At 66.5% G+C, this 26,024-nt stretch carries 24 protein-coding genes; 12 read left to right on the forward strand and 12 right to left on the reverse strand.

Features of this window, described 5'->3' with window-relative positions; translation table 11 throughout:
• Positions 1-28: 28 nt before the first annotated feature.
• The 4 genes from ACSFA2_RS06445 to ACSFA2_RS06460 all read right to left on the reverse strand — a co-directional run bounded on the left by ACSFA2_RS06445 (position 29) and on the right by ACSFA2_RS06460 (position 5,698).
• Positions 29-1,027, reverse strand: a complete 999-nt coding sequence (locus tag ACSFA2_RS06445; protein ID WP_435454993.1) for a LacI family DNA-binding transcriptional regulator — start codon at positions 1,025-1,027, stop codon at positions 29-31.
• A 135-nt stretch (positions 1,028-1,162) separates the two neighbouring features.
• Positions 1,163-1,675: a signal peptidase II gene (gene lspA, locus ACSFA2_RS06450; protein WP_435454493.1), complete on the reverse strand. Its 513-nt coding sequence runs from the start codon at positions 1,673-1,675 to the stop codon at positions 1,163-1,165.
• Positions 1,675-4,551 carry an isoleucine--tRNA ligase gene (gene ileS / locus ACSFA2_RS06455; protein WP_435454494.1) on the reverse strand — a complete coding sequence of 959 codons (2,877 nt, stop codon included), beginning with the start codon at positions 4,549-4,551 and terminating at the stop codon, positions 1,675-1,677. The genes lspA and ileS overlap by 1 nt, the downstream gene beginning before the upstream one ends.
• A gap of 121 nt (positions 4,552-4,672) precedes the next feature.
• Positions 4,673-5,698, reverse strand: a complete 1,026-nt coding sequence (locus ACSFA2_RS06460; RefSeq protein ID WP_435454495.1) for a bifunctional riboflavin kinase/FAD synthetase — start codon at positions 5,696-5,698, stop codon at positions 4,673-4,675.
• Positions 5,699-5,867: 169 nt separating this feature from the next.
• Between ACSFA2_RS06460 and ACSFA2_RS06465 the strand changes: the two genes are divergently transcribed.
• Positions 5,868-6,425 carry an HNH endonuclease gene (locus ACSFA2_RS06465; protein ID WP_435454496.1) on the forward strand — a complete coding sequence of 186 codons (558 nt, stop codon included), beginning with the start codon at positions 5,868-5,870 and terminating at the stop codon, positions 6,423-6,425.
• Positions 6,426-6,438: 13 nt separating this feature from the next.
• Here the strand turns inward: ACSFA2_RS06465 and ACSFA2_RS06470 are convergent, their stop codons facing one another.
• The 3 genes from ACSFA2_RS06470 to ACSFA2_RS06480 all read right to left on the reverse strand — a co-directional run bounded on the left by ACSFA2_RS06470 (position 6,439) and on the right by ACSFA2_RS06480 (position 10,201).
• Positions 6,439-7,818, reverse strand: a complete 1,380-nt coding sequence (locus ACSFA2_RS06470; RefSeq protein WP_435454497.1) for an alpha/beta fold hydrolase — start codon at positions 7,816-7,818, stop codon at positions 6,439-6,441.
• 74 nt (positions 7,819-7,892) lie between these two features.
• The gene (locus tag ACSFA2_RS06475) at positions 7,893-9,008 is read right to left on the reverse strand and encodes an acyl-CoA dehydrogenase family protein (RefSeq protein WP_435454498.1); all 1,116 of its coding nucleotides are present in this window, start codon (positions 9,006-9,008) and stop codon (positions 7,893-7,895) included.
• Between the two features lie 11 nt (positions 9,009-9,019).
• The gene (locus tag ACSFA2_RS06480; RefSeq protein ID WP_435454499.1) at positions 9,020-10,201 is read right to left on the reverse strand and encodes an acyl-CoA dehydrogenase family protein; all 1,182 of its coding nucleotides are present in this window, start codon (positions 10,199-10,201) and stop codon (positions 9,020-9,022) included.
• Positions 10,202-10,376: 175 nt separating this feature from the next.
• Between ACSFA2_RS06480 and purN the strand changes: the two genes are divergently transcribed.
• Positions 10,377-10,958, forward strand: coding sequence for a phosphoribosylglycinamide formyltransferase (gene purN / locus ACSFA2_RS06485; protein WP_435454500.1), 582 nt, complete (start codon positions 10,377-10,379; stop codon positions 10,956-10,958).
• 19 nt (positions 10,959-10,977) lie between these two features.
• Here purN and ACSFA2_RS06490 read toward each other — a convergent pair whose 3' ends face one another.
• Complete coding sequence (locus ACSFA2_RS06490; protein ID WP_435454501.1) at positions 10,978-11,211, reverse strand: DUF1653 domain-containing protein; 234 nt, start codon at positions 11,209-11,211, stop codon at positions 10,978-10,980.
• An 84-nt stretch (positions 11,212-11,295) separates the two neighbouring features.
• On the opposite strand from ACSFA2_RS06490, the gene ACSFA2_RS06495 reads away from it, so the two are divergent.
• Together ACSFA2_RS06495 and ACSFA2_RS06500 are read left to right on the forward strand one after the other, a co-directional pair.
• On the forward strand, positions 11,296-12,564 hold the full coding sequence (locus ACSFA2_RS06495) for an RsmB/NOP family class I SAM-dependent RNA methyltransferase (RefSeq protein ID WP_435454502.1): 1,269 nt from the start codon (positions 11,296-11,298) through the stop codon (positions 12,562-12,564).
• Between the two features lie 130 nt (positions 12,565-12,694).
• Positions 12,695-13,909: a DesA family fatty acid desaturase gene (locus ACSFA2_RS06500; protein WP_435454503.1), complete on the forward strand. Its 1,215-nt coding sequence runs from the start codon at positions 12,695-12,697 to the stop codon at positions 13,907-13,909.
• Between the two features lie 161 nt (positions 13,910-14,070).
• Here ACSFA2_RS06500 and rpmG read toward each other — a convergent pair whose 3' ends face one another.
• The 3 genes from rpmG to trxB form a co-directional block, all read right to left on the reverse strand.
• Entirely contained in the window at positions 14,071-14,244 is a 174-nt protein-coding gene (gene rpmG, locus ACSFA2_RS06505) for a 50S ribosomal protein L33 (protein WP_007830291.1), read from the reverse strand.
• Positions 14,245-14,255: 11 nt separating this feature from the next.
• The gene (gene rpmB / locus ACSFA2_RS06510; protein ID WP_007830293.1) at positions 14,256-14,489 is read right to left on the reverse strand and encodes a 50S ribosomal protein L28; all 234 of its coding nucleotides are present in this window, start codon (positions 14,487-14,489) and stop codon (positions 14,256-14,258) included.
• 242 nt (positions 14,490-14,731) lie between these two features.
• Positions 14,732-15,682, reverse strand: coding sequence for a thioredoxin-disulfide reductase (gene trxB / locus ACSFA2_RS06515; RefSeq protein ID WP_435454504.1), 951 nt, complete (start codon positions 15,680-15,682; stop codon positions 14,732-14,734).
• A gap of 162 nt (positions 15,683-15,844) precedes the next feature.
• On the opposite strand from trxB, the gene ACSFA2_RS06520 reads away from it, so the two are divergent.
• The 8 genes from ACSFA2_RS06520 to ACSFA2_RS06555 all read left to right on the forward strand — a co-directional run bounded on the left by ACSFA2_RS06520 (position 15,845) and on the right by ACSFA2_RS06555 (position 24,921).
• Entirely contained in the window at positions 15,845-16,519 is a 675-nt protein-coding gene (locus ACSFA2_RS06520) for a Crp/Fnr family transcriptional regulator (RefSeq protein WP_435454505.1), read from the forward strand.
• A gap of 129 nt (positions 16,520-16,648) precedes the next feature.
• Complete coding sequence (locus ACSFA2_RS06525) at positions 16,649-19,036, forward strand: DNA translocase FtsK (RefSeq protein WP_435454506.1); 2,388 nt, start codon at positions 16,649-16,651, stop codon at positions 19,034-19,036.
• A 10-nt stretch (positions 19,037-19,046) separates the two neighbouring features.
• Complete coding sequence (gene lolA, locus ACSFA2_RS06530) at positions 19,047-19,688, forward strand: outer membrane lipoprotein periplasmic chaperone LolA (RefSeq protein ID WP_475545392.1); 642 nt, start codon at positions 19,047-19,049, stop codon at positions 19,686-19,688.
• A gap of 49 nt (positions 19,689-19,737) precedes the next feature.
• On the forward strand, positions 19,738-21,027 hold the full coding sequence (locus ACSFA2_RS06535; RefSeq protein WP_435454507.1) for a replication-associated recombination protein A: 1,290 nt from the start codon (positions 19,738-19,740) through the stop codon (positions 21,025-21,027).
• Between the two features lie 228 nt (positions 21,028-21,255).
• Complete coding sequence (locus tag ACSFA2_RS06540; RefSeq protein WP_435454508.1) at positions 21,256-22,185, forward strand: branched-chain amino acid ABC transporter permease; 930 nt, start codon at positions 21,256-21,258, stop codon at positions 22,183-22,185.
• A 13-nt stretch (positions 22,186-22,198) separates the two neighbouring features.
• Complete coding sequence (locus tag ACSFA2_RS06545) at positions 22,199-23,368, forward strand: branched-chain amino acid ABC transporter permease (protein WP_435454509.1); 1,170 nt, start codon at positions 22,199-22,201, stop codon at positions 23,366-23,368.
• Between the two features lie 19 nt (positions 23,369-23,387).
• Complete coding sequence (locus ACSFA2_RS06550) at positions 23,388-24,158, forward strand: ABC transporter ATP-binding protein (protein ID WP_286648974.1); 771 nt, start codon at positions 23,388-23,390, stop codon at positions 24,156-24,158.
• 1 nt (position 24,159) lies between these two features.
• Complete coding sequence (locus ACSFA2_RS06555; RefSeq protein ID WP_435454510.1) at positions 24,160-24,921, forward strand: ABC transporter ATP-binding protein; 762 nt, start codon at positions 24,160-24,162, stop codon at positions 24,919-24,921.
• A 125-nt stretch (positions 24,922-25,046) separates the two neighbouring features.
• Here ACSFA2_RS06555 and ACSFA2_RS06560 read toward each other — a convergent pair whose 3' ends face one another.
• Positions 25,047-26,018, reverse strand: coding sequence for a Bug family tripartite tricarboxylate transporter substrate binding protein (locus ACSFA2_RS06560; protein ID WP_435454511.1), 972 nt, complete (start codon positions 26,016-26,018; stop codon positions 25,047-25,049).
• Positions 26,019-26,024 lie beyond the last annotated feature (6 nt).

The following is a 26,024-nucleotide window of genomic DNA, read 5'->3' on the forward strand; positions in this document are numbered from 1 at the left end:
GATCGTGGGGGAGAAAGGGACGGGGAAATTAGATGGGCGCCGCAGCGCACGACTCGCCTTCGCGGAAGGCATGCGGCAGCAGCAGGCTGGCATTGGCGCTGGGGACGACACCGTCGGCGAGCGCCTTCACCAGCAGCTCGACGCTGTGGCGGCCGATGTGGTGGTTGGGCTGCATCACGGTGCTCAGCGCGGGCGTCAGGTCCTGGCCGAGCGCGATGCCATCGAAGCCGACCACCGCCAGGTCCTGCGGCACGCGCAGGCCCTCGAGCGACGCGGCGCGGATGCTGCGGATGGCCAGCAGGTCGTTCGAGCAGAACAGGGCGGTCGGCCGCGGTGCCTGCGCGAGATAGTGGCGAAGCGCGTCGACCGCGGTCTCGACGAAGGGCACCTCGAGCACCGGCGGCGCGGCGAGGCTGGCGGCGTCCATACCCTGCAGGTAACCGCGGTAGCGCTGCTGTGCCCGGTCGGACGCGGCCATGGTGCCGGTGACCATCGCGATGCGCCGATGGCCCAGCCGCACCAGCCGCGCCACGACGTCGGCCGACGCGCCTTCGCTGTCGACCGACACGCAGGGGTGCGACGCGTGCTTGTTGTAGGCCAGCACATAGGGCACGGCGTTGGCACGCAGCCGCTCGAGTGCCTGCGAGGTCGTCGGGTTCGACACCACCAGGATCATCCCGTCGACGTTGCCGGCGAGCAGCTGGCTCACCGCACGCTCTTCCTCGGCGAGCTGGTAGTCGGTGGTCACCGGGATGATCGCGTAGCCGCCGGCCGCCGCGGCCTGGGCGATGCCCTGCAGGCATTCGGCGAAGGTCGGGTTCAGCAGCGTCGGCAGCACGACCCCCAACACGCGGCTGCGCTGGGTGCGCAGCGTGCGGGCGCTGGCGTTGGCGACATAGCCCAGTTCCGTGGCCACGCGCTCGACCAGCGCACGGGTGGCGGGCGCCACCTTGTCGGGAAAGTTGAAGGCGCGCGACACCGTGGCGACGGACACGCCGGCGCGTTGGGCAACGATCTGGATGTTCATCGAGGGCATCGGGGCGGCTTCATGTAATCGATTACATTGAAGCGCGCCAGTGTGACGCCGTGATGACCAACAAAAAACCGCACTAACCCGAGGTCAGTGCGGTTTCAGCGGCGAGAAACGAAGGGTGTCGCAGGCTCAGCGGCCGCGCCGCACGCGGCGCAACTCGTCGAGGATCAGGCAGATCGCGCCGATGGTGATGGCGCTGTCGGCCACGTTGAAGGCCGGGAAGTGGCTGTTGCCGAGATGGAAGTCGAGGAAGTCGACCACGTAGCCATGCATCATGCGGTCGACCACGTTGCCGACGGCGCCGCCCAGGATGCAGGCCATGGCGAAGCTGAACAGCTTCTGCCCCGGGTGCGACCTGAGCATCCAGACGATGAAGACCGCCGCCCCCACGCCGATGGCGGTGAACAGCCAGCGCTGCCAGCCCGAGTGGTCGGCCAGGAAGGAGAAGGCCGCGCCGGTGTTGTGGGCCCGCACGATGTTGAAAAAGCTCGTGACGTAGGTCGCGTCGCCGAGCCGGTAGTAGCCGAGGATCAGCGTCTTGGTGAACTGGTCGAGGATGAACAGCACCAGCGCCAGGCCCAGCCAGGGCCAGATGCCGGTGTTCGCCGACGACAGCTTGCGGGTGGTGGCGGTGCGGGCCATCAGGCGACGCTCCGCGCTTCGCCGGCGCCAAAAAGGTTGCTGGTGCAGCGGCCGCAGATCGTCGGGTGCGCCGGGTCGTGGCCGACATCGGCGCGGTAGTGCCAGCAGCGATCGCACTTGGTGACGGTGCTGGGTGTGACCACCGTGGCGACAGCATCGCCGGCCAGCAGCTCGATCGCCGAGGTGATGAAGACGAACTTCAGGTCGTCGCCCAGCGACGCCAGCAGCGCATGGTCTTCCGGCATCACGGTGAGCGCCACGTTGGCCTGCAGCGACGAGCCGACCTGGCCGGTGCCGCGCACCGCCTCGATCTCCTTGTTCACGCCGTCGCGGATCTCGCGGATGCGCGTCCACTTGGCCAGCAGGCCGTCGTCCGGCGTGCCGAGGTCGCTGTAGACCTGCGTGAAGATCGACTCGCCCTGCTGGCCGGTGCCCACCAGCGTCCACGCCTCTTCGGCCGTGAAGCTGAGGAAGGGTGCCATCCAGCGCAGCATCGCCTGCGTGATGTGCCACAGCGCGGTCTGGGCGCTGCGGCGCGCTTGAGAGCCGGGCGCGGTCGTGTAGAGCCGGTCCTTGAGCACGTCGAGGTAGAAGCCGCCCAGGTCTTCCGAGCAATAGATCTGCAGCTTGGCCACCACCGGGTGGAACTCGTACACCTTGTAGTGCGCCAGCACCTCGGCCTGAAATTGCGCGGCGCGGCTGAGCGCGTAGCGGTCGATTTCGAGCATCTGGTCGAGCGGCACGGCGTCCTTCGCGATGTCGAAGTCGCTGGTGTTGGCCAGCAGGAAGCGCAGCGTGTTGCGAATGCGCCGGTAGGCATCGACCACACGCGCGAGGATCTTGTCGTCGCCCGCGATGTCGCCCGAGTAGTCGCTGGCGGCCACCCACAGGCGGATGATTTCCGCGCCCAGCTTCTTGCTGATCTCCTGCGGGTCGATGCCGTTGCCGAGCGACTTGCTCATCTTGCGGCCCTGGCTGTCGACCGTGAAGCCGTGCGTCAGCAGGCCGCGGTAGGGCGCGCGGCCTTCGAGCGCCGAGGCGAGCAGCAGCGACGAATGGAACCAGCCGCGGTGCTGGTCGTGGCCTTCGAGGTACAGGTCGGCCTCGGGGCCGGCGTCGTGGTGCACCGTGGGGTGCGTGCCGCGCAGCACGTGCCAGAAGGTCGAGCCGGAGTCGAACCACACCTCCAGGATGTCGGTGCTCTTGGTGTAGCTCGGCGCGTCTTCGGCGCCGAGAATCTCTTCGGCGGTCACGCGGCTCCAGGCCTCGATGCCGCCCTGCTCGACGATGGCCGCGGCCTGGTCGAGGATCTCCATCGTGCGCGGATGCAGCTCGCCCGAATCCTTGTGCAGGAAGAAGGGGATCGGCACGCCCCAGCTGCGCTGGCGCGAGATGCACCAGTCGGGCCGGTTGGCGATCATGTCGTGCAGGCGCGCCTTGCCGTTCTCCGGGTAGAAGTGCGTCTTCTCGATGGCTTCGAGCGCGGTCTGGCGCAGCGTCTGGGGCGCCTTGTCCTTGGTGAACACGCCTTCGCCCTCGTCCATGCGGATGAACCACTGCGCGGCGGCGCGGTAGATCACCGGTGTCTTGTGGCGCCAGCAGTGCGGGTAGCTGTGGGTGATGCCCTCGGTGGCCACCAGGCGGTGCGCGTCGCGCAGCGCGGCGATGATCTCCGGCACGGCCTTCCAGATGTGCTGCCCGCCGAACAACGGGAAGTCGGGCGCATACGTGCCGTTGCCCTGCACCGGGTTCAGGATGTCGTCGTAGGCCATGCCATGGGCGACGCAGGAGTTGAAGTCGTCCACGCCGTAGGCGGGCGACGAGTGAACCAGGCCGGTGCCGTCGGTGGCGGTCGCGTAGTCGGCCAGGTAGATCGGCGCCAGGCGCTTGTAGCCCTGCGCTCCGTTCTCGTCCGCGACGTCGTACAGCGGGTGCTCGAACTCGAGCCCGCCCAGCACCTCGCCCTTGACGGTGGCCAGTACCTTGCCGTCGAGCGCGTAGCGGTTCATGCACATCTCGACCAGCGAGGTGGCGAGGATCAGCAGGCCGCGCTCGGTGTCGACCAGCGAATATTCCAGTTCGGGGTTCAGGTTGATCGCCTGGTTCGCCGGGATGGTCCACGCCGTGGTGGTCCAGATGACCGCGAAGACGTCGCCCAGCACGTCGGGCCGGCCGAAGGCGGCCAGCACCTTCTCGCGCTCGTGCGCCTTGAAGGCCACGTCGAGGGTCTGCGACTTCTTGTCGGCGTACTCGATCTCGAACTCGGCCAGCGACGAGCCGCAGTCGAAGCACCAGTACACCGGCTTCAGGCCGCGGTAGACGAAGCCGCGCTCGATCACGCGCTTGAAGGCGCGCAGCTCGCCGGCCTCGTTGGCGAAGTCCATCGTCTTGTACGGGTGGTCCCACTCGCCCAGCACGCCCAGGCGCTGGAAGTCGACCATCTGCTGGGTGATCTGCTCGGTCGCGAAGGCGCGGCTCTTGGCCTGCATGTCGTCGCGGCTCAGGTTGCGGCCGTACTTCTTCTCGATGGCGTTCTCGATCGGCAGGCCGTGGCAATCCCAGCCCGGCACGTAGAGCGCGTCGAAGCCCTCCAGCTGCCGCGCCTTGGTGATCATGTCCTTCAGAATCTTGTTGACGGCATGACCCATGTGGATCTGGCCGTTGGCGTAGGGCGGTCCGTCGTGCAGGATGAACTTCGGCGCGCCGACGCGGGCCGCGCGCAGCCGCTTGTAGAGGCCCTGGTCTTCCCATTCCTTGACCCAGCCCGGTTCGCGCTTGGCCATGTCGCCGCGCATCGGGAAGGGGGTGTCGGGCAGGTTGAGGGTGGCGCGGTAGTCGCGGGTGTCGCTACTGCCTTCGGGTTTTTTGTCAGACATGGGGTTTCCGGAAGTCTGCGCTGCCCTGGCAGCGCGCGAGGAATCGAAGGGTGCGTGCGGCGCTGGTGATGGCGACGCGGGACGCGAGGAAGTGGCGAAGGAGCGGGATCGGCTTCCCGCCCTAAATTCGGTCGCGCGTGGTCTGACGGTGCGTGGAAGCGAAGAACGCACGTGCGTCGTGGCCATCCTTGGCGATCCCTGCGGTGAGGGCTTCGAGGCTGGTGTAGCGCAATTCGTCGTGCAGTTTGTGCAGCAGTTCCACGCGGACGATTTTACCGTAGGCCCCCTCCGGCCCCAGTTCGGCGGGCCAATCCAGGCAGTGCGTCTCCAGCAGCACGCGCCCGGCGTTCACGTCGTTGGCGTCCAGCGAAGGCCGCACGCCCAGGTTGGCCACGCCCTTGAGCGGCTGCGGCGCCAGCCCGTGCACCAGCACGGCGAAGATGCCACTGGCGGCCGGCTTCCAGTGCTTGAAGCGCAGGTTGAGGGTGCGGAAGCCGTCGTCCTTGCCCGGTGCCGAGGCGCCCAGCGCGCGGCCGAGCTTGCGGCCATGCACCACGTGACCCGAGATCGCGTAGGGCCGGCCCAGCAAGGTGTGGGCGTCGGCCATGCGGCCTTCGGCCAGCGCGTCGCGCACCGCCGAGCTGGAAACGCGAAGCCCCTTCACCTCGTAGCTGTTCATGCGGGCCACGTCGAAACCGTGTCGGTCGCCCGCGGCATCGAGCATGGCGTAGTCGCCGGCACGCTTGGCGCCGAATCGGAAGTCGTCGCCCACCAGCACGTAGCGCGCACCCAGGCCATCGCGCAGCACATGCTGGATGAATTCGTCGGGCGTCTGGGCGGCCAGCCGGGCGTCGAAAGGCAGCACGATGGTCTGCGCCACGCCGCAGTCGGCCAGTTCGCTGAGCTTGTCGCGCAGGGTGCCGATGCGCGCCGGGGCCAATTCCGGCCGCTTGTTCACTGCCGCGAAGTAGTCGCGCGGATGCGGCTCGAAGGTGAGCACGCAGCTTGGCAGGCTGCGCTGGCGCGCCTCGGTCTGCAGCAACGCGAGCATGGCCTGGTGGCCACGGTGCACGCCGTCGAAATTGCCGATGGTGAGGGCGCAGGCCGGAGCCACGCCGGGATGCCGAAACCCGCGAAAAACCTGCATGGAACGATCTGTTTTTGATAGCGCTGCAAGCCCGTGGAATGGGCAGGACAGGCCGGTTTGTCACAAAGCCGGTATATTGTGACGCAGTGCGTTGTTGCGCGCGGCCTCCGAGTCGCGCGGCGGTGCACAGGTCTCTGCGTGTTCTTCCCTTGTTGTCGAGGAGGCGTGTGTGAAGGTCTTGAAGCTGTCGGCCCAAGGGCTGCCCCAGTCGTGGATTTCGCTGGAAGAGGCGGTGCTCCACTATGCGGCGGACGAAGTGCGCTGGGAAGTCGGCGCGCAGGTGGCGGTGTTCCGCGGCGGGCACAACGCGCTGACGGGGGTGCAGTCGCAGATCGCGATCAACAGCATCATCGGCACCAAGGGCGTGCCCCGCATCAACCCCTTCACGCAGCGGCCCGGCTTGACCAACGGCAAGCTGTTCGCCCGCGACCGCAACATCTGCGCCTACTGCGGCTGCCATTTCCACGAAGACGAGCTGACCCGCGAGCACATCATTCCGTTTGCCCAGAAGGGCATCGACGTGTGGATGAACGTCGTGACCGCCTGCAAGCCCTGCAACCACCGCAAGAGCAGCCGCACGCCCGAGCAGGCCGGCATGCCGCTGCTGTACACGCCCTACGTGCCCAGCCTGTGGGAAGACTTCATCCTGCGCAATCGCCGCATCCTGGCGGATCAGATGGAGTTCCTGATGGCGCATCTGCCGCACAGCTCGCGCCTGCACGGCTGAGACAGCGGCGCTTTCAATACGTCAGTTCGAGCACGCTGACGTGGCCTTGCGCCAGCGGCCAGCTCAGGCCGGTGAGTCGTTCGCCGTTGAATTCGGCGGTGACGCTGCGTTGCGCATCGGCCGGCAATTTCAGCTTCGAACTCGAGACGCCCGCGCCACGTGGTGGCACGCCGGGCAGGGTGCTCTGGCCGTCGAAGCGCATCGTGTCGCGTTGTGCATCGAAGTAGCCACGCGGCCGCGTGAAGATCACGAGCGCCTTGGCATCCTGATCGGCGGCGGCGACGCGTTCGGGCCTCAGGGTCACGACAGTGCTCGAACGCGGGAAGGGCGAGCGGTAGATGTGTGTCGTCGCATAGCCCGGCGCGCTCACGACGAATTCGTAGCCCGTGCCGGCCTCGGCGATGAACGGCCCCCAGCGTCCGTCGCTGCCAACGGCACGGTCCCACACCGCCGCACCGCGTCGCGCGCCGGTGTCGCGTTCGACGGCGAACACGGTGACGCGTGCCCCGGCGATCGGCAGGTTGTTGGCGAAGTTGCCGCTCGTCGGCATCAATGGGTCGAGGCCCATGCCGGTGACGCGGCCGGACAGCGCGATCACCGATTCGGCGGCTGGCTGCAGCGTGCGTGGCGCCGCGTCGGTGAGAAAGCGCCACATGGCGTCGAAGGCGGCCGGCGAGAAGGCGGTCTCGCGATGGTCGACGCGCGGCAGCAAGAGGTTGGTCGCCCCCTTGAGCGCGGGGCCATCGGCGCTGACGTTCGTCGGCTTGCCCGGTGCACCGATCCAGGTACCTTCGGGCTGGGCGTACTTGTCGTTGTTGTCGGAGCGCAGCGTGAGCCAGCGCACGCCCGGCGTCACCTCGTCGCCGTTCGGCCCCTTCGGCGCATTGAGCTGTTTGAGGAAGGGCGACAGCGCCGAGAACTCGCTGCCTTCATTGAAGCCGGGGATCGCGAAGATGCCATGCGCCGGATTGCCGCCCAGCACGACGTCGCTCACGACGCGGTCGCCGCCGCCGTTTTGCACATAACTGCGTATCGCGTTACCACCGCGCGAGTTGCCCACGAGGATCACCTTCTCGGCGCCGGTGCTCTTCAGCACGCGTTCGACTTCGGCCCGGAGGAACGCCATCGATTCGGCGGTGGAACTGCGGCCGGGCTGCGCGACCGCGTCGCTGTCGCGCGCGAGCGGCATCGGCTGGTCGAAGGCGAAGAGGCGCTCGCGCGGCCAGCCGTTCGATTCGAAGCGCCAGATCGTCGTCTGCCAGAGTGCAGCCGAATCGCCGTTGCCGTGCACGAAGACGATCGGCGGTCGCTGGGTGGTCGTCGGCGTCACGGCACAGGCGGCAAGCAGGGGGGTGGACAGGCCGGCAGCCAGGAGGGGGCGTCGGGTGATCATCGTGCGGAAATCCTATCCATGAAAAACGCCCGCCGACGCAAGGCGGGCGGGCGTGGTGCTCCGGGGCGTGACGCTCAGGCGAAGACGCCGGCCGTCTCTTCCATGCGCGCGGACACCTCGCCCAGGTGATGCAGCGTGTCCCCGAAGGTCATCTCCATCTGCGTCAGGCGCTTGAAGTAGTGGCTCACGATGTACTCGTCGGTCACGCCGATGCCGCCGTGCAACTGCACCGCGTGCTGCCCGACGAAGCGCATCGAGACGCCGAGCTGGTACTTGGCGCGCGCCATGGCCTGGCGGCGTTCGGCGGCCGGGGCGTTGAGCTTGAGGCTGGCGTAGTAGCTCATCGAACGCGCGAGCTCGAGCTGCATCTTCATGTCGGCCACGCGATGGCGCAGCGCCTGGAAGGTCGCGATGGTCACGCCGAACTGCTTGCGCGTGTTCATGTAATCGACGGTGACAGCCAGGGTCTTGTCCATCACGCCCACGGCTTCGGCGCAGACGGCGGCGATGCCGATGTCGACCGCGTGCTCGAGTGCCGTGAGGCCGTCGAGCGTGACCAGCGCGGCGGCCGCCCTGTCGAACACGACCTCGGCTGCACGGCCGCCGTCCTGCGTGCCATAGCCGCGCGCCGCGACGCCGTCGGCGCTGCGCTCGACCAGGAAGAGGGCGATCTTGCCGTCGACCGTGGCGGGCACGAGGTAGGCGTCGGCCTGGTCGCCCGCAGGCACGACGCCCTTGGTGCCCGAGACGCTCCAGCCGTCGCCGGCCTTCGCGGCCTGGGCCTCGCACACGTCGGTGCGGTAGCGCGCCTTGCGCTCCTGATGGGCCAGCACGACCAGCGCCTGCCCGCCGGCGATACGCGGCAGCCAGGCTTCCTTGAGGTCCGCGCCCGCATAGCCGCTGAGCACGCCACCGGCGATCAGCGTCTGCGCGAAGGGCTCGAGCACGATGCCGCGCCCGAGTTCTTCCATGACGACCATGCCGGCCACCGGCCCCATGCCGAGACCGCCGTCGTCTTCCGAGATGTAGAGGCCGCCCAGACCCAGCTCCGAGAGCTCGTCCCACGCCTCGCGCGAGAAGCCGCCAGCGGCCTCGATGCCGCGGCGGCGCTCGAAGTCGTAGCCCTTGTCGACCCATTTGCGGACGGCGTCGCGCAGCTGTTCCTGATCGTCGGAAAAATCGAAATCCATGTCTTGTCTCCTCAGCCGAGCACCGTCTGGGCGACGATGTTGCGTTGCACTTCGTTGGAACCACCGTAGATGGTGGTCTTGCGCATGTTGAAGTAGTTGGATGCGAGCGGCGCCAGGCCGACGTGGCCGCCGGGGTAGTCGCCTTGCCAGCCGGCGTGCATCGCCTCGCGGATCAGCGGCAGCGCGTAGGCGCCGCCGGCCAGCATCATCAGCTCGGTGTAGCGCTGCTGGATCTCGCTGCCCTTGATCTTGAGCAGGCCGGCGATGTCGAGCGAGTTCTTGCCCGAGCTGGCGGCCGACAGCACCCGCAGCACCAGCATCTCCAGCGCGACCACGTCGACTTCGAGCTTGGCGATCTCGTCGCGGAAGCGCGTGTCGTCCCACAGGCCCTCGGTCTTGGCGATGCGCTTGAGGCGTTCGAGCTCGCGCTTGGCGCGGTTCACGTCGGCGATGTTGGTGCGCTCGTGCGAGAGCAGGTGCTTGGCGTAGGTCCAGCCCTTGTTCTCCTCGCCGATCAGGTTCTCGGCGGGCACCTCGACGTTGTCGAACCAGACTTCGTTGACCTCGACGCTGCCGTCGAGCAGCTTGATCGGGCGCACGGTGACGCCGGGCGATTTCATGTCGAGCAGCAGGAAGCTGATGCCGGTCTGCGGCTTGCCTTCGCTGCTGGTGCGTACGAGGTTGAACATCCAGTCGCCGTACTGGCCGAGCGTGGTCCAGGTCTTCTGGCCATTGACGATGTACTTGTCGCCGCGGCGCTCGGCCTTGGTCTTGAGCGACGCCAGGTCGGAGCCCGAGCCCGGCTCGCTGTAGCCCTGGCTCCACCACACTTCACCGCTGGCGATGCCGGGGAGGAAGCGCTGGTGCTGCTCGGGTGAGCCGAAGGCCTGGATCACCGGCGCGACCATCACCGGCCCGAAGGGCACGATGCGCGGGGCGCCGGCGAGAGCGGTTTCTTCCTCGAAGAGATGGCGCTGCACGGCGGTCCAGCCGGGGCCGCCGAATTCCTTGGGCCAGCCATAGCCCAGCCAGCCCTTCTTGCCGAGGATCTTGGCCCAGTTCTGCAGATCGTCGCGCGTCAGTTCGAGCGCGTTGTGCACCTTGTGGGAAATCTCGGTGGGGAGGTTGTCCTTGACCCAGGCGCGAATCTCTTCGCGGAAGGTCTGTTCCTCGGGTGTGAAGCTCAAATCCATGCGTGCCTCGCTGTGTTGGTCCGTCGCCGCGACGAAAAAGAAAAGGAGCGACGTGTCTCCGGAGACCGACTTTTTAGCACGGTCGTGCGCGACAGAGGTGTCTGCGCTGCGACATGGCGCCGACCTTGCCGGGGCGAATTCGGGGCGTCGCGGCCCGCGGATAATCCCGCCTCCCATGAAGAACATCGTCATCCTGATCTCCGGCGAAGGCTCCAACATGGCGGCCATCGTGCGCGCCGCGGAACAGGGGCGGTGGGCCCAGCGTTTCGATGCGCGTGTCGCCGCCGTGCTGAGCAACCGCCCCGAGGCGGCCGGCCTGGCCTTCGCGCGCGAGCACGGCATCGCCACCGCGGCCATCTCGCACAAGGACTTCGCGACCCGCGAGGCCTTCGATGCGGCGCTGGCCGCGGCCATCGAGCCGCATGCGCCGGCGCTGGTCGTGCTGGCCGGCTTCATGCGCATCCTGACGCCCGGCTTCGTCGAACGCTATGCGGGGCGCCTGATCAACATCCACCCCTCGCTGTTGCCGGCCTTTCCTGGGTTGAACACGCACCAGCGGGCGATCGAGGCGGGCTGCCGCATCGCCGGCGCCACGGTGCACCAGGTCACGGTCGCGCTCGACCACGGGCCGATCCTCGACCAGGCGGTGGTGCCGGTGCTGGCCGGCGATACGCCGGCCACGCTGGCCGAGCGCGTGCTGACGCAGGAGCACCGGCTCTATCCCCGGGCGATCGAAGGCTGGCTGCGCCGCGGCTGATCGAGCGATTCCGGTCGCGTCAGATCTTGCGAAAACGCGGCTGCACCACGCCGTCGATGTCGACCGTTTCCAGAAACATGGCGGCCGGGCGCACCCACAGGCCGCGCTGGCCGTAGAGCGCGCGGTAGAGCGTCATTGGCTCCAGCGTCTCGCTGTGCCGCACGGTGCCGACGACTTCGTACTCGCCGCCCTTGTAGTGGCGGTACAGGCCGGGCGGGGTGTCGATGAGGGGAGGCAGGTCGTCGTCGTTCATGGGCCGGGTGCGAGGAAAAGCTGGGAAAAAGGTGATCGGCATTCTCGCGCCGGGCATCGCGGGCGCGGCTGAGACAATCGGGGCATGCACCCCAAAGTTTTGTTGGAGGCCTGCGCCGATCTGGTCGGCCTCGTCTTGAAGTTCGATCACCCGGCCGATCAGGTCGTTTCCCGTTTCTTTCGCGACCACCGCGAGCTCGGCCCGCGCGAGCGCGCAACCCTGGCCGAGACCGTCTACACCGTGCTGCGCAAGAAGCTGCTGTTCGACCACCTGTCGCCCTCGGGCACGGGCTCGAAGGAGCGGCGCATGGCGATCCTGGGCTTTTACGGCCCGCGCGATTTCCTCAAGAGCGCCCTCAACGACGTGGAAAAGCGCTGGCTCGACAACTGCGACGCCGTGCGGCCGGACGACTTGCTGGAGCGCCACCGCCACAACCTGCCCGAGTGGCTCGTGGCGCCGCTGAAGGCGCAATTGGGCGACGAATTCTGGGCGCTGGCCGAGAGCCTGCAGCAGCCGGCGCCGCTGGACCTGCGAGTGAACGCACTGCACGACAAGCGCGCCGACGTCCAGAAGGAACTCGGAAAGGTGTCGATCAAGGCGGTGCCGACGCCGTTTTCGCCCTGGGGGCTGCGCATCGACGGCAAGCCGGCGCTGACCAAGCTCGACGCCTTCACGCGCGGCGCCATCGAGGTGCAGGACGAAGGCTCCCAACTGCTGGCCCTGCTGCTGGACGCCAAGCGCGGCGAGATGGTGGTCGACTTCTGCGCCGGCGCGGGCGGCAAGACGCTGGCCATCGGCGCCACGATGCGCAGCACCGGGCGGCTCTACGCCTTCGACACCTCGGCGCACCGGCTCGATGCGCTCAAGCCGCGGCTGGCGCGCAGCAAGCTGTCGAACGTGCACCCGGCGGCGATCGCCCATGAGCGCGACGACCGCGTCAAGCGGCTGGCCGGCAAGATCGACCGGGTGCTCGTCGACGCGCCGTGCTCGGGCCTGGGCACGCTGCGGCGCAACCCCGACTTGAAATGGCGCCAGTCGCCGAAGTCGGTCGAGGAACTGACCGCGAAGCAGACGGCCATCCTGCAGAGCGCGGCGCGGCTGGTGAAAAGCGGCGGTCGGCTGGTCTACGCCACCTGCAGCGTGCTGCCGGAGGAAAACGAGGCGATCGCTGAAGCTTTCTCGGCAGCGAACCCCGACTTCGAATTGCAGGATGCCGGCCTCTTGCTGACGGGCCTGAAAGTGGAGGGCGCCGAGGGGCTGTGCGCCGGCGGTGAAGGGGCGCGCTATCTGCGCCTCTGGCCGCACCGGCATGCCACGGATGGTTTCTTCGCCGCTGTGTGGAACCGGAAGTAGGCGGAGGACTCCAATCTCAGGGAAAACGCCTGTCTCATCAAGGATTTAGCCCTCTTTCGAAGGGGGCGGCCTTAAAATTGCGGGTTACCTGAAGGCTGCACCTTCGTGCGGCCATGGAGTACCGAACTCAATGTTGCTTCCTGACTCGGCCGTTCTGAGCGCGGCCATCGACTGGCTCGGACACGGCTTGTGGAACATCGCATGGTGGGAAATCGTGCTGTACACGCTCGTCACCACGCACATCACGATCGCTGCGGTCACGATCTTCCTGCACCGCACGCAGACGCACCGGGCCATGGACCTGGGCCCGATCCCGTCGCATTTCTTCCGCTTCTGGCTGTGGCTGGGCACGGGCATGGTGACCAAGGAATGGGTCGCCATCCACCGCAAGCACCACGCCAAGTGCGAGACCGAAGAGGACCCGCACAGCCCGCAGGTCAAGGGCATCGACGAAGTCATGTGGCGCGGCGCCGAGCTGTACCGCAAGGAGTCGAAGAACAAGGACACGATCGATCGCTTCGGTCACGGCACACCGAACGACTGGATCGAGCGCAATCTGTATTCGCGCTTCAGCTGGCAGGGCGTGGGCCTGATGCTGGTGATCAACCTGGCGCTGTTCGGCGCTGCGGGTGCCGCCGTGTGGGCCGTGCAGATGCTCTGGATCCCGTTCTGGGCGGCCGGCGTGGTCAATGGCATCGGTCACTTCTGGGGTTACCGCAACTTCGAGGCGACCGACGCCAGCACCAACCTGATCCCCTGGGGCATCATCATTGGCGGTGAGGAGTTGCACAACAACCACCACACGTACCCGACCTCGGCCAAGTTCTCGGTCAAGAAGTACGAGTTCGACATCGGCTGGGTCTACATCAGCCTGATGCAGAGAATCGGCTGGGCCAAGGTCAAGAAGCTGCCGCCGAAGCTGCTGATGGGCGACGTGAAGCCCGTGGCAGACGAAAAGACGCTCGAGGCGTTGATCGCCAACCGCTACGAAGTGATGGCCGGCTACGCTCGCGAAATGCGTCGGACCACCCGCCACGAACTGGACATGTTGAAGGCCAAGGGCGCCGACCTGTCGGTTCTGAAGGCGGCCAAGCGCTGGCTGCACCGCGACGACGACAAGGTGCCTGCCGCGGTGCGCACCGACCTCGTGAAAGCGCGCGAGGCGCATCCGGTGCTCGACAAGATGGTGACCATGCGCGAAGAGTTGCGTCAGCTGTGGCTCAACACCTCGCATTCCCGCGAGCAGCTGGCATCCGACCTGGCGGCCTGGTGTCGTCGCGCCGAAGAGAGCGGCATCGCCGGTCTGCGCGAATTCTCGACGCGCCTCCGGGCGGCCCGCGCCTGATACGTTGTATCGGCTTCAGCCGGCGCCCAAAAAAACCGACCCAAGGGTCGGTTTTTTTATGGACGTAGCCTTTGCAAACTTCAGGACCACAGGTGCCGCTCCCATCCGCGCAATAAAAAAGCCTGCTGAACCAGCAGGCTTTTTCGGGGCATCGCGCTGAATTACTTCAGCTTGATTTCCTTGTATTCGACGTGCTTGCGCGCCTTCGGGTCGAACTTCATGATCGACATCTTTTCAGGCATCGTCTTCTTGTTCTTGCTGGTCGTGTAGAAATGGCCGGTACCCGCGGTGGATTCCAGCTTGATCTTCTCGCGTCCGCCTTTGCTCGTTGCCATGATGGTGTTCCTTAAGCTTGGCCGCGTGCGCGCAGGTCTGCGAGCACGGCATCGATGCCGTTCTTGTCGATCAGGCGCAGTGCAGCGCTCGAAACACGCAGGCGAACCCAGCGGTTTTCGGTCTCGACCCAGAAACGACGGTATTGCAGGTTCGGCAGGAACCGGCGCTTGGTTTTGTTGTTGGCGTGGGAAACATTGTTCCCGACCATCGGGCCCTTGCCCGTGACGTCACATACGCGTGCCATGTGGACACTCTTTCATAAACAGCTGGCATCCGTTGAGCCCATCGGCATTCCTCGAGGGCTTCTGCGACAGGGCGTCGCGGGATGTTTTGCAGCTTGACCTCGCCAGAAACGGGTGGCGGTACCCCGGCTGCCGGTCGGCCTCGAAAAGGCGGCGATTTCGGCAAAGCCTTGGATTATAGCCTCAACGCCTCTCGCGCCACCGCTTGGCGGAGGGTGGCACGACGGACGGCCGACGGACGGCGTTATTCCTGCTCGAGGAAGCGTTGGGCGTCGAGGGCGGCCATGCAGCCGGTACCGGCGCTCGTGATGGCTTGGCGGTAGATGTTGTCCTGCACGTCGCCTGCCGCGAAAACGCCTGGGACGCTCGTCATCGTCGCGAAGCCCTGGAGCCCCGATTTCGTCAAGATGTAGCCGCCCTTCATCTCCAGCTGACCCTGGAAGATGTCCGTGTTCGGATGGTGCCCGATGGCGATGAAGCAGCCCTTCAGATCGATCTGCTCGGTGGCATCGCCTTCCGTGCTTTTCAGGCGGATGCCGGTCACGCCCGAGTCGTCGCCCAGCACTTCGTCCAGCACCTTGTGCGTCTTCAGCACGATCTTGCCTTCGGCCACCTTCTCGTTGAGCTTGTCCACGAGGATCGGCTCGGCCTTGAACTTGTCGCGCCGATGCACCAGCGTGACCTTGCTGGCGATGTTGGACAGGTAGAGGGCTTCTTCGACCGCCGTGTTGCCGCCGCCGATGACGCAGACTTCCTGCTCCCGGTAGAAGAAGCCGTCGCAGGTGGCGCAGCCCGAGACCCCGCGGCCCATGAAATGCTGCTCGGAGTCGAGCCCGAGGTACTTGGCCGAGGCGCCGGTGGCGATGATGAGCGCGTCGCAGGTGTAGGTGCCGCTGTCGCCCTTGAGCGTGAAGGGGCGCTTGCTGAAGTCGACCTCGCTGATGTGGTCGAACACGATCTGCGTCTTGAAGCGCTCGGCGTGCTCCAGAAAGCGCTGCATCAGTTCCGGGCCCTGGACACCATGCACGTCGGCGGGCCAGTTGTCGACCTCGGTGGTCGTCATGAGCTGTCCCCCTTGTGCCATGCCGGTGATCAACAGGGGCTGCAAATTGGCGCGCGCCGCATAGACTGCAGCCGTGTAGCCGGCGGGGCCTGAGCCCAAAATCAGGACCTTTGCGTGTTGTGTTGACGTCATAGATGGAAAACCTGTCGTTTTTCGTGTATCAGGGTGTACATTTTCAGGGGTGATTGCCTCTGAGTATCACCGTTCGGGTCCGCTCCGGGAGGGGACGTTTTCAATACGTGCGATTGTATGAATCCATGAAGGATCGACTCGTGCGTTATCGGGGATTGATGAATGTCGATGCTGTCCAACCTTGAATTGCTGCGCCGAGTGCCCTTGTTCGCCGCACTGACACCCACCCAGTCCGCGAGCATTGCCGACGCAATTGTCAAAAAGCGTTTCAAGCGCGCGGAGGTCATCGTGGAGCAGGGCAAGAAGACCGACGCCCTCTACATCATCCTCACGGGCCGCGCCCGGGTGATGAGCACCGACAGCCGCGGTCGCGAGGTGATCCTTGCGACGCTCCAGCCCGGCGACTACATCGGCGAGATGAGCCTGATCGACGACGAGCCGCACTCGGCCACCGTCCGCACCGAAATCCAGACCGACGTCCTCATGCTCGACCGTGACGCGTTCTCGCGCTGCCTGCCCGAGAACTCGTCGATGTCGTACAACATCATGCGCGGCCTGGTACAGCGCCTGCGCCACGCCGACCGCAAGATCGAATCGCTGGCGCTGATGGACGTCTACGGCCGTGTCGCACGCTCGCTCATCGAGTTCGCGGTCGACGACGGCCAGGGCAACCTGAAGATCCGCGACAAGATCTCCCGCCAGGACCTGGCCAAGATGGTCGGTGCGTCGCGCGAGATGGTCAGCCGCGTGATGAAGGACCTGGAAGAGCGCGGTTTCGTTCAGACACAAGCCGATGGCTCGATGCTGGTCAAGGATCGGCTCTCCTCGCTGGCCTGACGCCGCGGTGGGCAACCAGCCCCGCCGACCTTTGCGCAAACGCCACGCCCGGCGCCTGTCTGCGCCGTTTTCCGTTGTAGTCTCCATGCGCCCGCGGTCTTTTTCGGCCGTCGGGGCATTGCGCTGCCCATGACCTATTCCTTGAACACTCTCCAGTCCTCGACCGCAGGCGATCCGCCGGTGCGCACGCGCGCCCTGCGCTTCGCACATGAAATCACCCTCATCGCCGGCTTCGTCGCCCTGATGTTCTGGCTGATCGCGATGCTCAGCTTCACGCCGTCGGATGCGGCCTGGTCGACCTCGGGCACGGGCGGCGAGGTGAAGAACTGGGGCGGTCGCATCGGGGCGTGGATCGCCGATGGCAGTTACTTCCTCGGCGGTTACTCGATCTGGTGGGCATTGGCGGCCGGTCTGCGCGTGTGGCTGTCGTCGCTTGCCGGATGGCTGCGCGGCGGCGAAGCGAGCGGCGCACCGGCGCCTGCACCTCTGGGGCGCTTCAACCGGAGTCGGCTTGCCTTCTGGTTCGGTCTCGTGCTGCTGTTGTGCGCCAGCGCGATGCTCGAATGGTCCCGCCTTTATCGCCTCGAATTCCGGCTGCCCGGTCACGGTGGTGGCATCCTTGGCTATGTCGTCGGCCCGCTGAGTGTCAAGTGGATGGGCTTCACCGGCTCGGCGCTGATCGCGATCGCGGGGGGCGTCATCGGTTCGGCGTTGGTGTTCCGCTTCTCCTGGAGCCATATCGCCGAGCGCATCGGCGCTCGCGTCTACTCGCTGTTCGAATCGCGCCGTGAAAAGCGCGAGATTGCCGAGGACCTTGCGCTGGGCCGACAGGCCGCACGTGAGCGCGAAGAGGTCGTGTTCCCGGAGGAGCGCGACAGCGAGCCGATGCTCGTCGACGACACGCTGCCGCCCGAACCGCGGCCCAAGCGCCGGGCGCCAGCGCCGCCGCCGGTGCAGATCGAGCCAGCGCTGGCCGAGGTGCCCAAGAGCGACCGCGTCGCCAAGGAGCGCCAGAAGCCGCTGTTCCGTGAGCTGCCGGACAGCAAGCTGCCACAGGTCGACCTGCTCGACGCCGCGCAGCTGCGCCAGGAAACCGTCTCCAGCGACACGCTGGAGATGACCTCGCGCATGATCGAGAAGAAGTTGAAGGACTTTGGCGTGCAGGTGCGTGTGGTGCTGGCGTCGCCAGGCCCGGTGATCACCCGCTACGAAATCGAGCCTGCGACCGGTGTGAAGGGCTCGCAGATCGTCGGCCTGGCCAAGGACCTCGCGCGCTCGCTGTCGCTGGTGTCGATCCGCGTGGTCGAGACGATTCCCGGCAAGAACTTCATGGCGCTCGAGCTGCCCAATGCCAAGCGGCAGTCGATCAAGCTCAGTGAAATCCTGGGCTCGCAGGTCTACAACGAAGGCAAGTCCTTCCTCACGATGGGCCTGGGCAAGGACATCATCGGCAACCCGGTGGTGGCCGACCTGGCCAAGATGCCCCACGTGCTGGTGGCCGGCACCACGGGCTCGGGCAAGTCGGTCGGTATCAACGCGATGATCCTGAGCCTGCTCTACAAGGCCGAGGCGCGCGACGTGCGCCTGCTGATGATCGACCCAAAGATGCTCGAAATGTCGGTCTACGAGGGCATCCCGCACCTCTTGGCGCCGGTGGTCACCGACATGCGGCAGGCGGCGCACGGCCTGAACTGGTGCGTGGCCGAAATGGAGCGCCGCTACAAGCTCATGAGCAAGCTGGGCGTGCGCAACCTGGCCGGCTACAACGTCAAGATCGACGAAGCCAAGGCGCGCGAGGAGTTCATCTACAACCCCTTCAGCCTGACGCCGGACGACCCCGAGCCGCTGCGCCGCGAACCGCACATCGTGGTGGTCATCGACGAGCTGGCCGACCTGATGATGGTCGTCGGCAAGAAGATCGAAGAGCTCATCGCCCGCCTCGCGCAGAAGGCGCGCGCCGCCGGCATCCACCTGATCCTGGCCACGCAGCGGCCCAGCGTCGACGTGATCACCGGCCTGATCAAGGCCAACATCCCGACCCGCATCGCCTTCCAGGTGTCCAGCAAGATCGACTCGCGGACCATCCTCGACCAGATGGGCGCCGAAGCCTTGCTGGGCATGGGTGACATGCTTTACATGCCGAGTGGTACGGGCTTGCCGATTCGGGTACATGGTGCGTTCGTGAGCGACGAGGAAGTGCACCGCGTGGTGGCCTACCTCAAGAGCCAGGGCGCGCCGGACTACATCGAAGGCGTGCTGGAAGGCGGAACCGTCGATGGCGACGGCGATCTACTGGGGGACGGTGGTGGCGATGCCGAGAAGGACCCGATGTACGACCAGGCGGTCGAGGTCGTGCTCAAGAACCGCAAGGCCAGCATCTCGCTGGTGCAACGCCACCTGAAGATCGGCTACAACCGCGCGGCGCGGCTGGTCGAGGACATGGAAAAAGCCGGGCTGGTCAGCGCCATGAGCGGTGCGGGCCAGCGCGAAATTTTGGTGCCTGCGCGCACCGAATGAACGGAACAGGATGCAGTCGTTGAAGAAATCGTTGGTGGGTCTTTGCATGGCAGGTGCCGCGATGAGTGCCTGGGCGACGGGCATGGAAAGCCTCGAGGCCTTCGTGAAGAACGTGAAGTCCGGCCGCGCCGAGTTCACGCAGACGGTCACGGCCCCCGCCAAGGAAGGCCAGCCCGCGCGCGCGAAGGTGTCGACCGGCACCTTCGAATTCCAGCGCCCGGGCCAGTTCAAGTTCGACTACAAGAAACCCTTCGCGCAGACCATCGTGGCCGACGGCAAGACGCTGTGGCTCTACGACGCCGACCTGAACCAGGTCACGCAGCGCGCGCAGGCGCAGGCCCTGGGCTCGACACCCGCGGCCCTCATCGCGGCTGCGCCCGACCTGCGCGCGCTGCAGGCCGACTTCGCGCTCGAATCGGCACCGGAACGCGACGGCCTGCAATGGGTCAAGGCGACGCCGAAGGCCAAGGACGGGCAGTTGCAGGGCATCCAGGTCGGCTTCCAGGGCGAAGCGCTGGCGGCACTGGAGATCCAGGACAGCTTCGGCCAGCGTTCGGTGCTCAAGTTCAGCAAGGTCGAGGTCAACCCCGCGCTGGGCGCCGGTGCCTTCGCCTTCAAGGCGCCGGCAGGCGCAGACGTGCTCAAGCAATAGCCGCCACGCCGCAGGCCTGCGCGGGCCGCGGCGAGAATGGTCCTCGCTCATGGCCATTTCCACCCTGCCTCCTCTCGCCGAACGCCTTCGTCCGAAAACCCTGGGCGAGGTGATCGGCCAGCAGCAGCTCCTCGGCCCGGGCATGCCCCTGCGCATCGCCTTCGAATCCGGCCAGCCGCACTCCTGCATCCTCTGGGGACCGCCCGGCACCGGCAAGACCACCATCGCCCGCCTGATGGCCGATGCCTTCGACGCGCAGTTTCTGAGCATCAGCGCCGTCCTCGGCGGCGTGAAGGACATCCGCGAAGCCGTCGAGCGCGCGACCGTGGCGCGCGATGGCCTGGAGCAGCGCCGCACCATCGTCTTCGTCGACGAGGTGCACCGTTTCAACAAGAGTCAGCAGGACGCCTTCCTGCCGCACGTGGAGTCGGGTCTCTTCACCTTCATCGGCGCGACCACCGAAAACCCTTCCTTCGAAGTCAACTCGGCGCTGCTGTCGCGCGCGGCGGTCTATGTGCTGCAGCCGCTTACCGAAGCCGACCTCCAGCAGATCGTCGCCAAGGCACAGGCGATCGACGCGGTGCCGGGGATCGACGATGCGGCGGTCGACCGCCTGGTGGCCTACGCCGACGGCGATGCGCGCCGCCTGCTCAACACGCTTGAAACGCTGTCCGTGGCCGCCCGCGCCGAGAAGCTCGATCGCATCGGCGACGACTGGCTGCTGCGCGTGCTGGGCGAGCGCATGCGGCGCTACGACAAGGGCGGCGAGCAGTTCTACGACACCATCAGCGCGCTGCACAAGTCGGTGCGCGGCAGCGACCCCGACGCCGCGCTCTACTGGTTCGTGCGCATGCTCGACGGCGGCGCCGACCCGCGCTACATGGCGCGCCGGCTGGTGCGCATGGCCAGCGAGGACATCGGCCTGGCCGACCCGCGAGCGCTGCGGCTCGCCCTCGACGCCGCCGAGGTCTACGAGCGCCTGGGCACGCCAGAGGGCGAACTCGCCCTGGCCGAATGCGTGGTCTACCTGGCCATCGCGCCCAAGTCCAACGCCGTCTACAAGGCCTACAACGAGGTCAAGGCCTTCATCAAGAAGGACGGCACGCGCCCCGTCCCCATGCACCTGCGCAATGCCCCGACGAAGCTCATGAAGGAGCTCGACTACGGCAAGGGCTACCGCTATGCGCACGACGAAGAGGGCGGCTTCGCCGCCGGCGAAAGCTACCTGCCCGACGGGATGGCCGCGCCCGGCTTCTACCAGCCCGTCGAGCGCGGCCTGGAAATTCGCATTGCCGAGAAGATGCGCGAACTGCAGCGCCGCAACGGCGACGCCAAGTAGGGCAAGGGCATCGCCCCGAGCCGGCATCGAAGCGGCTCCGCGTCAAGGGGTAAATCCCCCGGCTGGGCTGCACCATGACAGCGCATGCTCCTGACTACAATCCCGCCCACAAATCCGCCAGCGCCACATGCTGGCGGGTTTTTTGCTAGATGGGCTCTGCAGCGTCAACCCGGCGTTGCAGGGGAGCGAAAGCACCTCGCAAAGGTGCCATCACATTAGGGACTCTTTATGGAAATCTTGCTGCAGCAGATCATCAACGGTCTGGTTCTCGGCAGCATGTACGCCTTGATAGCCTTGGGCTACACCATGGTGTACGGCATCATCAACCTCATCAACTTCGCGCACGGCGAAGTCCTGATGGTCGGCGCGCTGACCAGCTGGACGGTCATCGGCCTGATGCGCGACGCCATGCCCGGCGCACCCGGCTGGCTGATCCTGTTGCTGGCCTTGATCATCGCGTGCGTGGTCGCGGCCACGCTCAATTTCGTGATCGAGAAGGTGGCCTACCGGCCGCTGCGCAACAGCCCCAAGCTGGCGCCGCTCATCACGGCGATCGGCATGTCGATCCTGTTGCAGACGCTGGCCATGATCATCTGGCGGCCGACCAACAAGGCGTACCCCACGCTGCTGCCGAGCGAATCGATCGTGGTCGGCGGCGCCTCGATCTCGCCCACGCAGATCATGATCCTCGTGGTCACGGCGATCTCGCTGGCCGTTCTGACCTGGCTGGTCAACTACACCAAGCTCGGCCGCGCGATGCGCGCCACCGCCGAGAACCCGCGGGTCGCCTCGCTCATGGGCATCCGGCCCGACATGGTGATCTCGGCGACCTTCATCATCGGTGCCGTGCTCGCGGCCATTGCCGGCGTGATGTACGCGTCAAACTACGGCATCGCGCAACACGCCATGGGCTTCGGGCCCGGCCTCAAGGCCTTCACGGCCGCCGTGTTCGGCGGCATCGGCAACCTGGCCGGTGCGGTGGTCGGCGGCATCCTGCTGGGCCTCATCGAGGCCATCGGTGCCGGCTACCTGGGCACCGTCACCGGCGGTGTGCTGGGCAGCCAGCACAGCGACATCTTCGCTTTTGTCATCCTGATCCTGACGCTCACGGTGCGGCCTTCCGGCCTGCTGGGTGAGCGCGTGGCAGACCGAGCCTGAAGGGAACGACGCCATGAAAAGCAAGAACCTCATCGTCTTCCTGATCGCCGCCGTCGCGCTGCTGGCCCTGCCACTGCTGCTGCAGACCCAGGGCAATGCCTGGGTGCGTATCGTCGACATCGCGCTGCTCTACGTGCTGCTGGCCCTGGGCCTGAACATCGTGGTTGGCTACGCCGGCCTGCTGGACCTGGGCTACGTGGCCTTCTTCGCCATCGGTGCGTATCTGTACGCGCTGCTCGGTTCGCCGCACCTGACCGACACCTTCCCGGCCATCAAGGCCATGTTCCCGAACGGGCTGCATGCGCCGCTCTTGATCGTGATTCCACTGGCGCTGGTGCTGGCCGGCATGTTCGGCGTGCTGCTGGGCGCGCCCACCCTGCGCCTGCGTGGCGACTACCTGGCGATCGTGACGCTGGGCTTCGGCGAGATCATCCGTGTGTTCCTGAACACGCTCGACCATCCGTACAACGTGACCAACGGCCCCAAGGGGCTGGATGCCATCGATCCGGTGCACTTCTGGGGCCTCAATCTCGGCAAGCCCTACAAGATCGGCGACTACACCATCTCCTCGGTGTCGCTCTACTACTACCTGTTTCTGGCGCTGGTGATCTTCACCGTGATCATCTCGCACCGTCTGCAGCTGTCGCGCGTCGGCCGGGCCTGGATGGCCATCCGCGAGGACGAGATCGCCGCCAAGGCGATGGGCATCAACACCCGCAACATGAAGCTCCTGGCCTTCGGCATGGGTGCCAGCTTCGGCGGCGTGTCGGGTGCGATGTTCGCGTCCTTCCAGAGCTTCGTGTCGCCCGAATCCTTCAGCCTGATGGAGTCGGTGATGATCGTCGCGATGGTGGTGCTGGGCGGCATCGGCCACTTGCCGGGCGTGATCCTGGGCGCCGTGCTGCTGGCCGCGCTGCCCGAAGTGCTGCGCTACATCGCCGGCCCGCTGCAGTCGATGACCGACGGCCGGCTCGATGCGTCCATCCTGCGCCAGCTCTTCATCGCGCTCGCGATGATCGTGATCATGCTGGTGCGCCCGCGCGGCCTGTGGCCGTCGCCGGAACATGGCAAGTCGCTCAAGCGCAAGCGCGGCGACGCCACGCCTGTCGACGCCGCGGGCGTCGGCGGCCCGGCCGACGAAGTGCCGCACAAGCCTTCGCGTTCGATGTCGATCAACCCCTGAACGGATGGACCCCCAGACCATGACTGACACCATCCTCGAAGTCCGCGGCATCTCCAAACGTTTCGGCGGGCTGCAAGCCCTGTCGGACGTCGGCATCAAGATCCAGCGCGGCCAGGTCTACGGCCTGATCGGCCCCAACGGCGCTGGCAAGACCACCTTCTTCAACGTGATCACCGGGCTCTACACGCCCGACAGCGGCAGCTTCGAGCTGGCCGGCAAGCCCTACCAGCCGACGGCGGTGCACGAAGTGGCCAAGGCTGGCATCGCGCGCACCTTCCAGAATATCCGGCTCTTTGCGGACATGACCGCGCTGGAGAACGTGATGGTCGGGCGCCACGTGCGTACGCATTCCGGCGTGATCGGGGCCATCCTGCGCACCGGCAGCTTCAAGGCCGAAGAGGCCGCGATCGCCGATCGCGCGCACGAACTGCTCGACTACGTCGGCATCGGCAAGTTCGCCGACTACAAGGCGCGCACGCTGAGCTACGGCGACCAGCGCCGGCTCGAAATCGCGCGCGCCCTGGCCACCGACCCGCAGCTCATCGCGCTCGACGAGCCGGCCGCCGGCATGAATGCGACCGAGAAGGTGATGCTGCGCGAGCTCATCAGCCAGATCCGCAAGGACAACCGCACCATCCTCTTGATCGAGCATGACGTGAAGCTGGTGATGGGCCTGTGCGACCGCCTCACGGTGCTCGACTACGGCAAGCAGATCGCCGAGGGCACGCCCGCGGAAGTGCAGAAGAACGAAAAGGTGATCGAGGCTTACCTCGGCACCGGAGGACACTGAGATGAGCGAAACGATCACTGCCACGGCACCCGCATCCACCGGCGCGACCGGCAAGACCCTGCTCAAAGTCACCGGCCTGAAGGTCGCCTACGGCGGTATCCAGGCTGTGAAGGGCGTGGACTTCGAGGTGCGCGAGGGCGAACTGGTGTCGCTCATCGGCTCCAACGGCGCCGGCAAGACGACCACGATGAAGGCCATCACCGGCACGCTGCCCTTCGTCGACGGCGACATCCAGTTCCTCGGCCGCAGCATCAAGGGCCGTGGCGCGTGGGACCTGGTGGGCGAAGGCCTGGTGATGGTGCCCGAAGGCCGCGGCGTCTTCACGCGCATGACCATCACCGAGAACCTGCAGATCGGCGCCTACATCCGCAACGACAAGGGCGGCATCGCGGCGGACATCGAACGCATGTTCGCGATCTTCCCGCGCCTGAAGGAACGCAAGGACCAGCTCGCTGGCACCATGTCGGGCGGCGAGCAGCAGATGCTCGCCATGGGCCGCGCGCTGATGGCGCAGCCCAAGGTGCTGCTGCTCGATGAACCCTCGATGGGCCTGTCGCCGATCATGGTCGACAAGATCTTCGAGGTGGTGAAGAACGTCTACGACCAGGGCGTGACCGTGCTGCTGGTCGAGCAGAACGCCAGCCGCGCGCTGCAGATCGCCGACCGTGGCTACGTCATGGAGTCGGGGTTGATCACCATGGCGGGCGACGCGAAGGTCATGCTCAACGACCCGAAGGTGCGTGCCGCCTATCTGGGCGAATGAAAAAACCGCCCTCGGGCGGCTTTATTTTCCAGAGACACCGCGGAACCGGCTTTGCCGGGCCGCTGGTGTCGCCCCCTGAAAGGGGGAAGGGCGCTGCGACACGAAGTGCGCGAGCCCCTCGGGGGTCAGTCGACCTTCGCGCCGGTGGCCTTCACCACCTTCTCGTACTTCGCCAGTTCGCTCTTCATGAACGCGCCGAACTGCTCGGGCGTGTTGGATACCGGCTCCGCCAGCAGGGTGGCGAAGCGCGTCTTCGTCTCCGGCGCATTCAGCGCCGCGACGAAGGCCTGGTTCAGCTTGGCGATCACGTCGGGCGGCGTGCCAGCCGGCGCCACCAGGCCCCACCAGGTGTCGATGGCGAAGCCCTTGAGCGTCGCGGCCACGGCCGGCACGCCGGGCAGGGCGCTGCTGGGCTGCGCGGTCGTCACGGCAATGGCCTTGAGCTTGCCCGAGCGGATGTTCGGTGCCGCGGTGGCCAGGTTGTCGAAGTTGAAGTCGACCTGGCCCGACAGCAGCGCGAGCTGGGCCGGGTTGCCGCCGTTGTAGGGGATGTGCACCGCGAAGATGCCGGCCTGCTGCTTGAACATCTCGCCGGCCAGGTGTCCGGCACTGCCGTTGCCGCCGCTGCCGTAGTTCAGCTTGCCGGGGTTGGCCTTGGCGTAGGCGATGAGTTGGGGCAGCGTGTCGATCTTCAGTCGTTGGGCGCTCTCGGCGTTCATCACCAGCACGTTCGGCACGCGGACCATCTGCGTGATGGGCGCGAAGTCGGTGGCCGCGTTGAAGGGCATCTTGCTGTAGAGCCACGGGTTGACCGCGTTCGTGGCCGTGGCCGCGATGCCGATGGTCAGCCCGTCCGGTGCGGCCTTGGCCACCGCGTCGGCGCCGATGTTGCCGCCGGCCCCCGGCTTGTTGTCGATGATCACCGTGCCCAGCGAATCCTTGACCCGCTCGGCCACGATGCGCGCCGTGACGTCGATCGGGCCGCCGGCGGCGTAGGGGACGATCAGTCGGATCGGGCGATGCTGTGCCTGTGCCGGGACCATGGCGATCAGGGCGGTGGCGGCCAGGGTGCCCAGGAGGAAGTGTCTCGTCTTCATTGTTCG

Source organism: Variovorax cryoconiti (assembly GCF_051216395.1).
In the GTDB taxonomy this organism is placed as follows: domain Bacteria; phylum Pseudomonadota; class Gammaproteobacteria; order Burkholderiales; family Burkholderiaceae_C; genus Variovorax.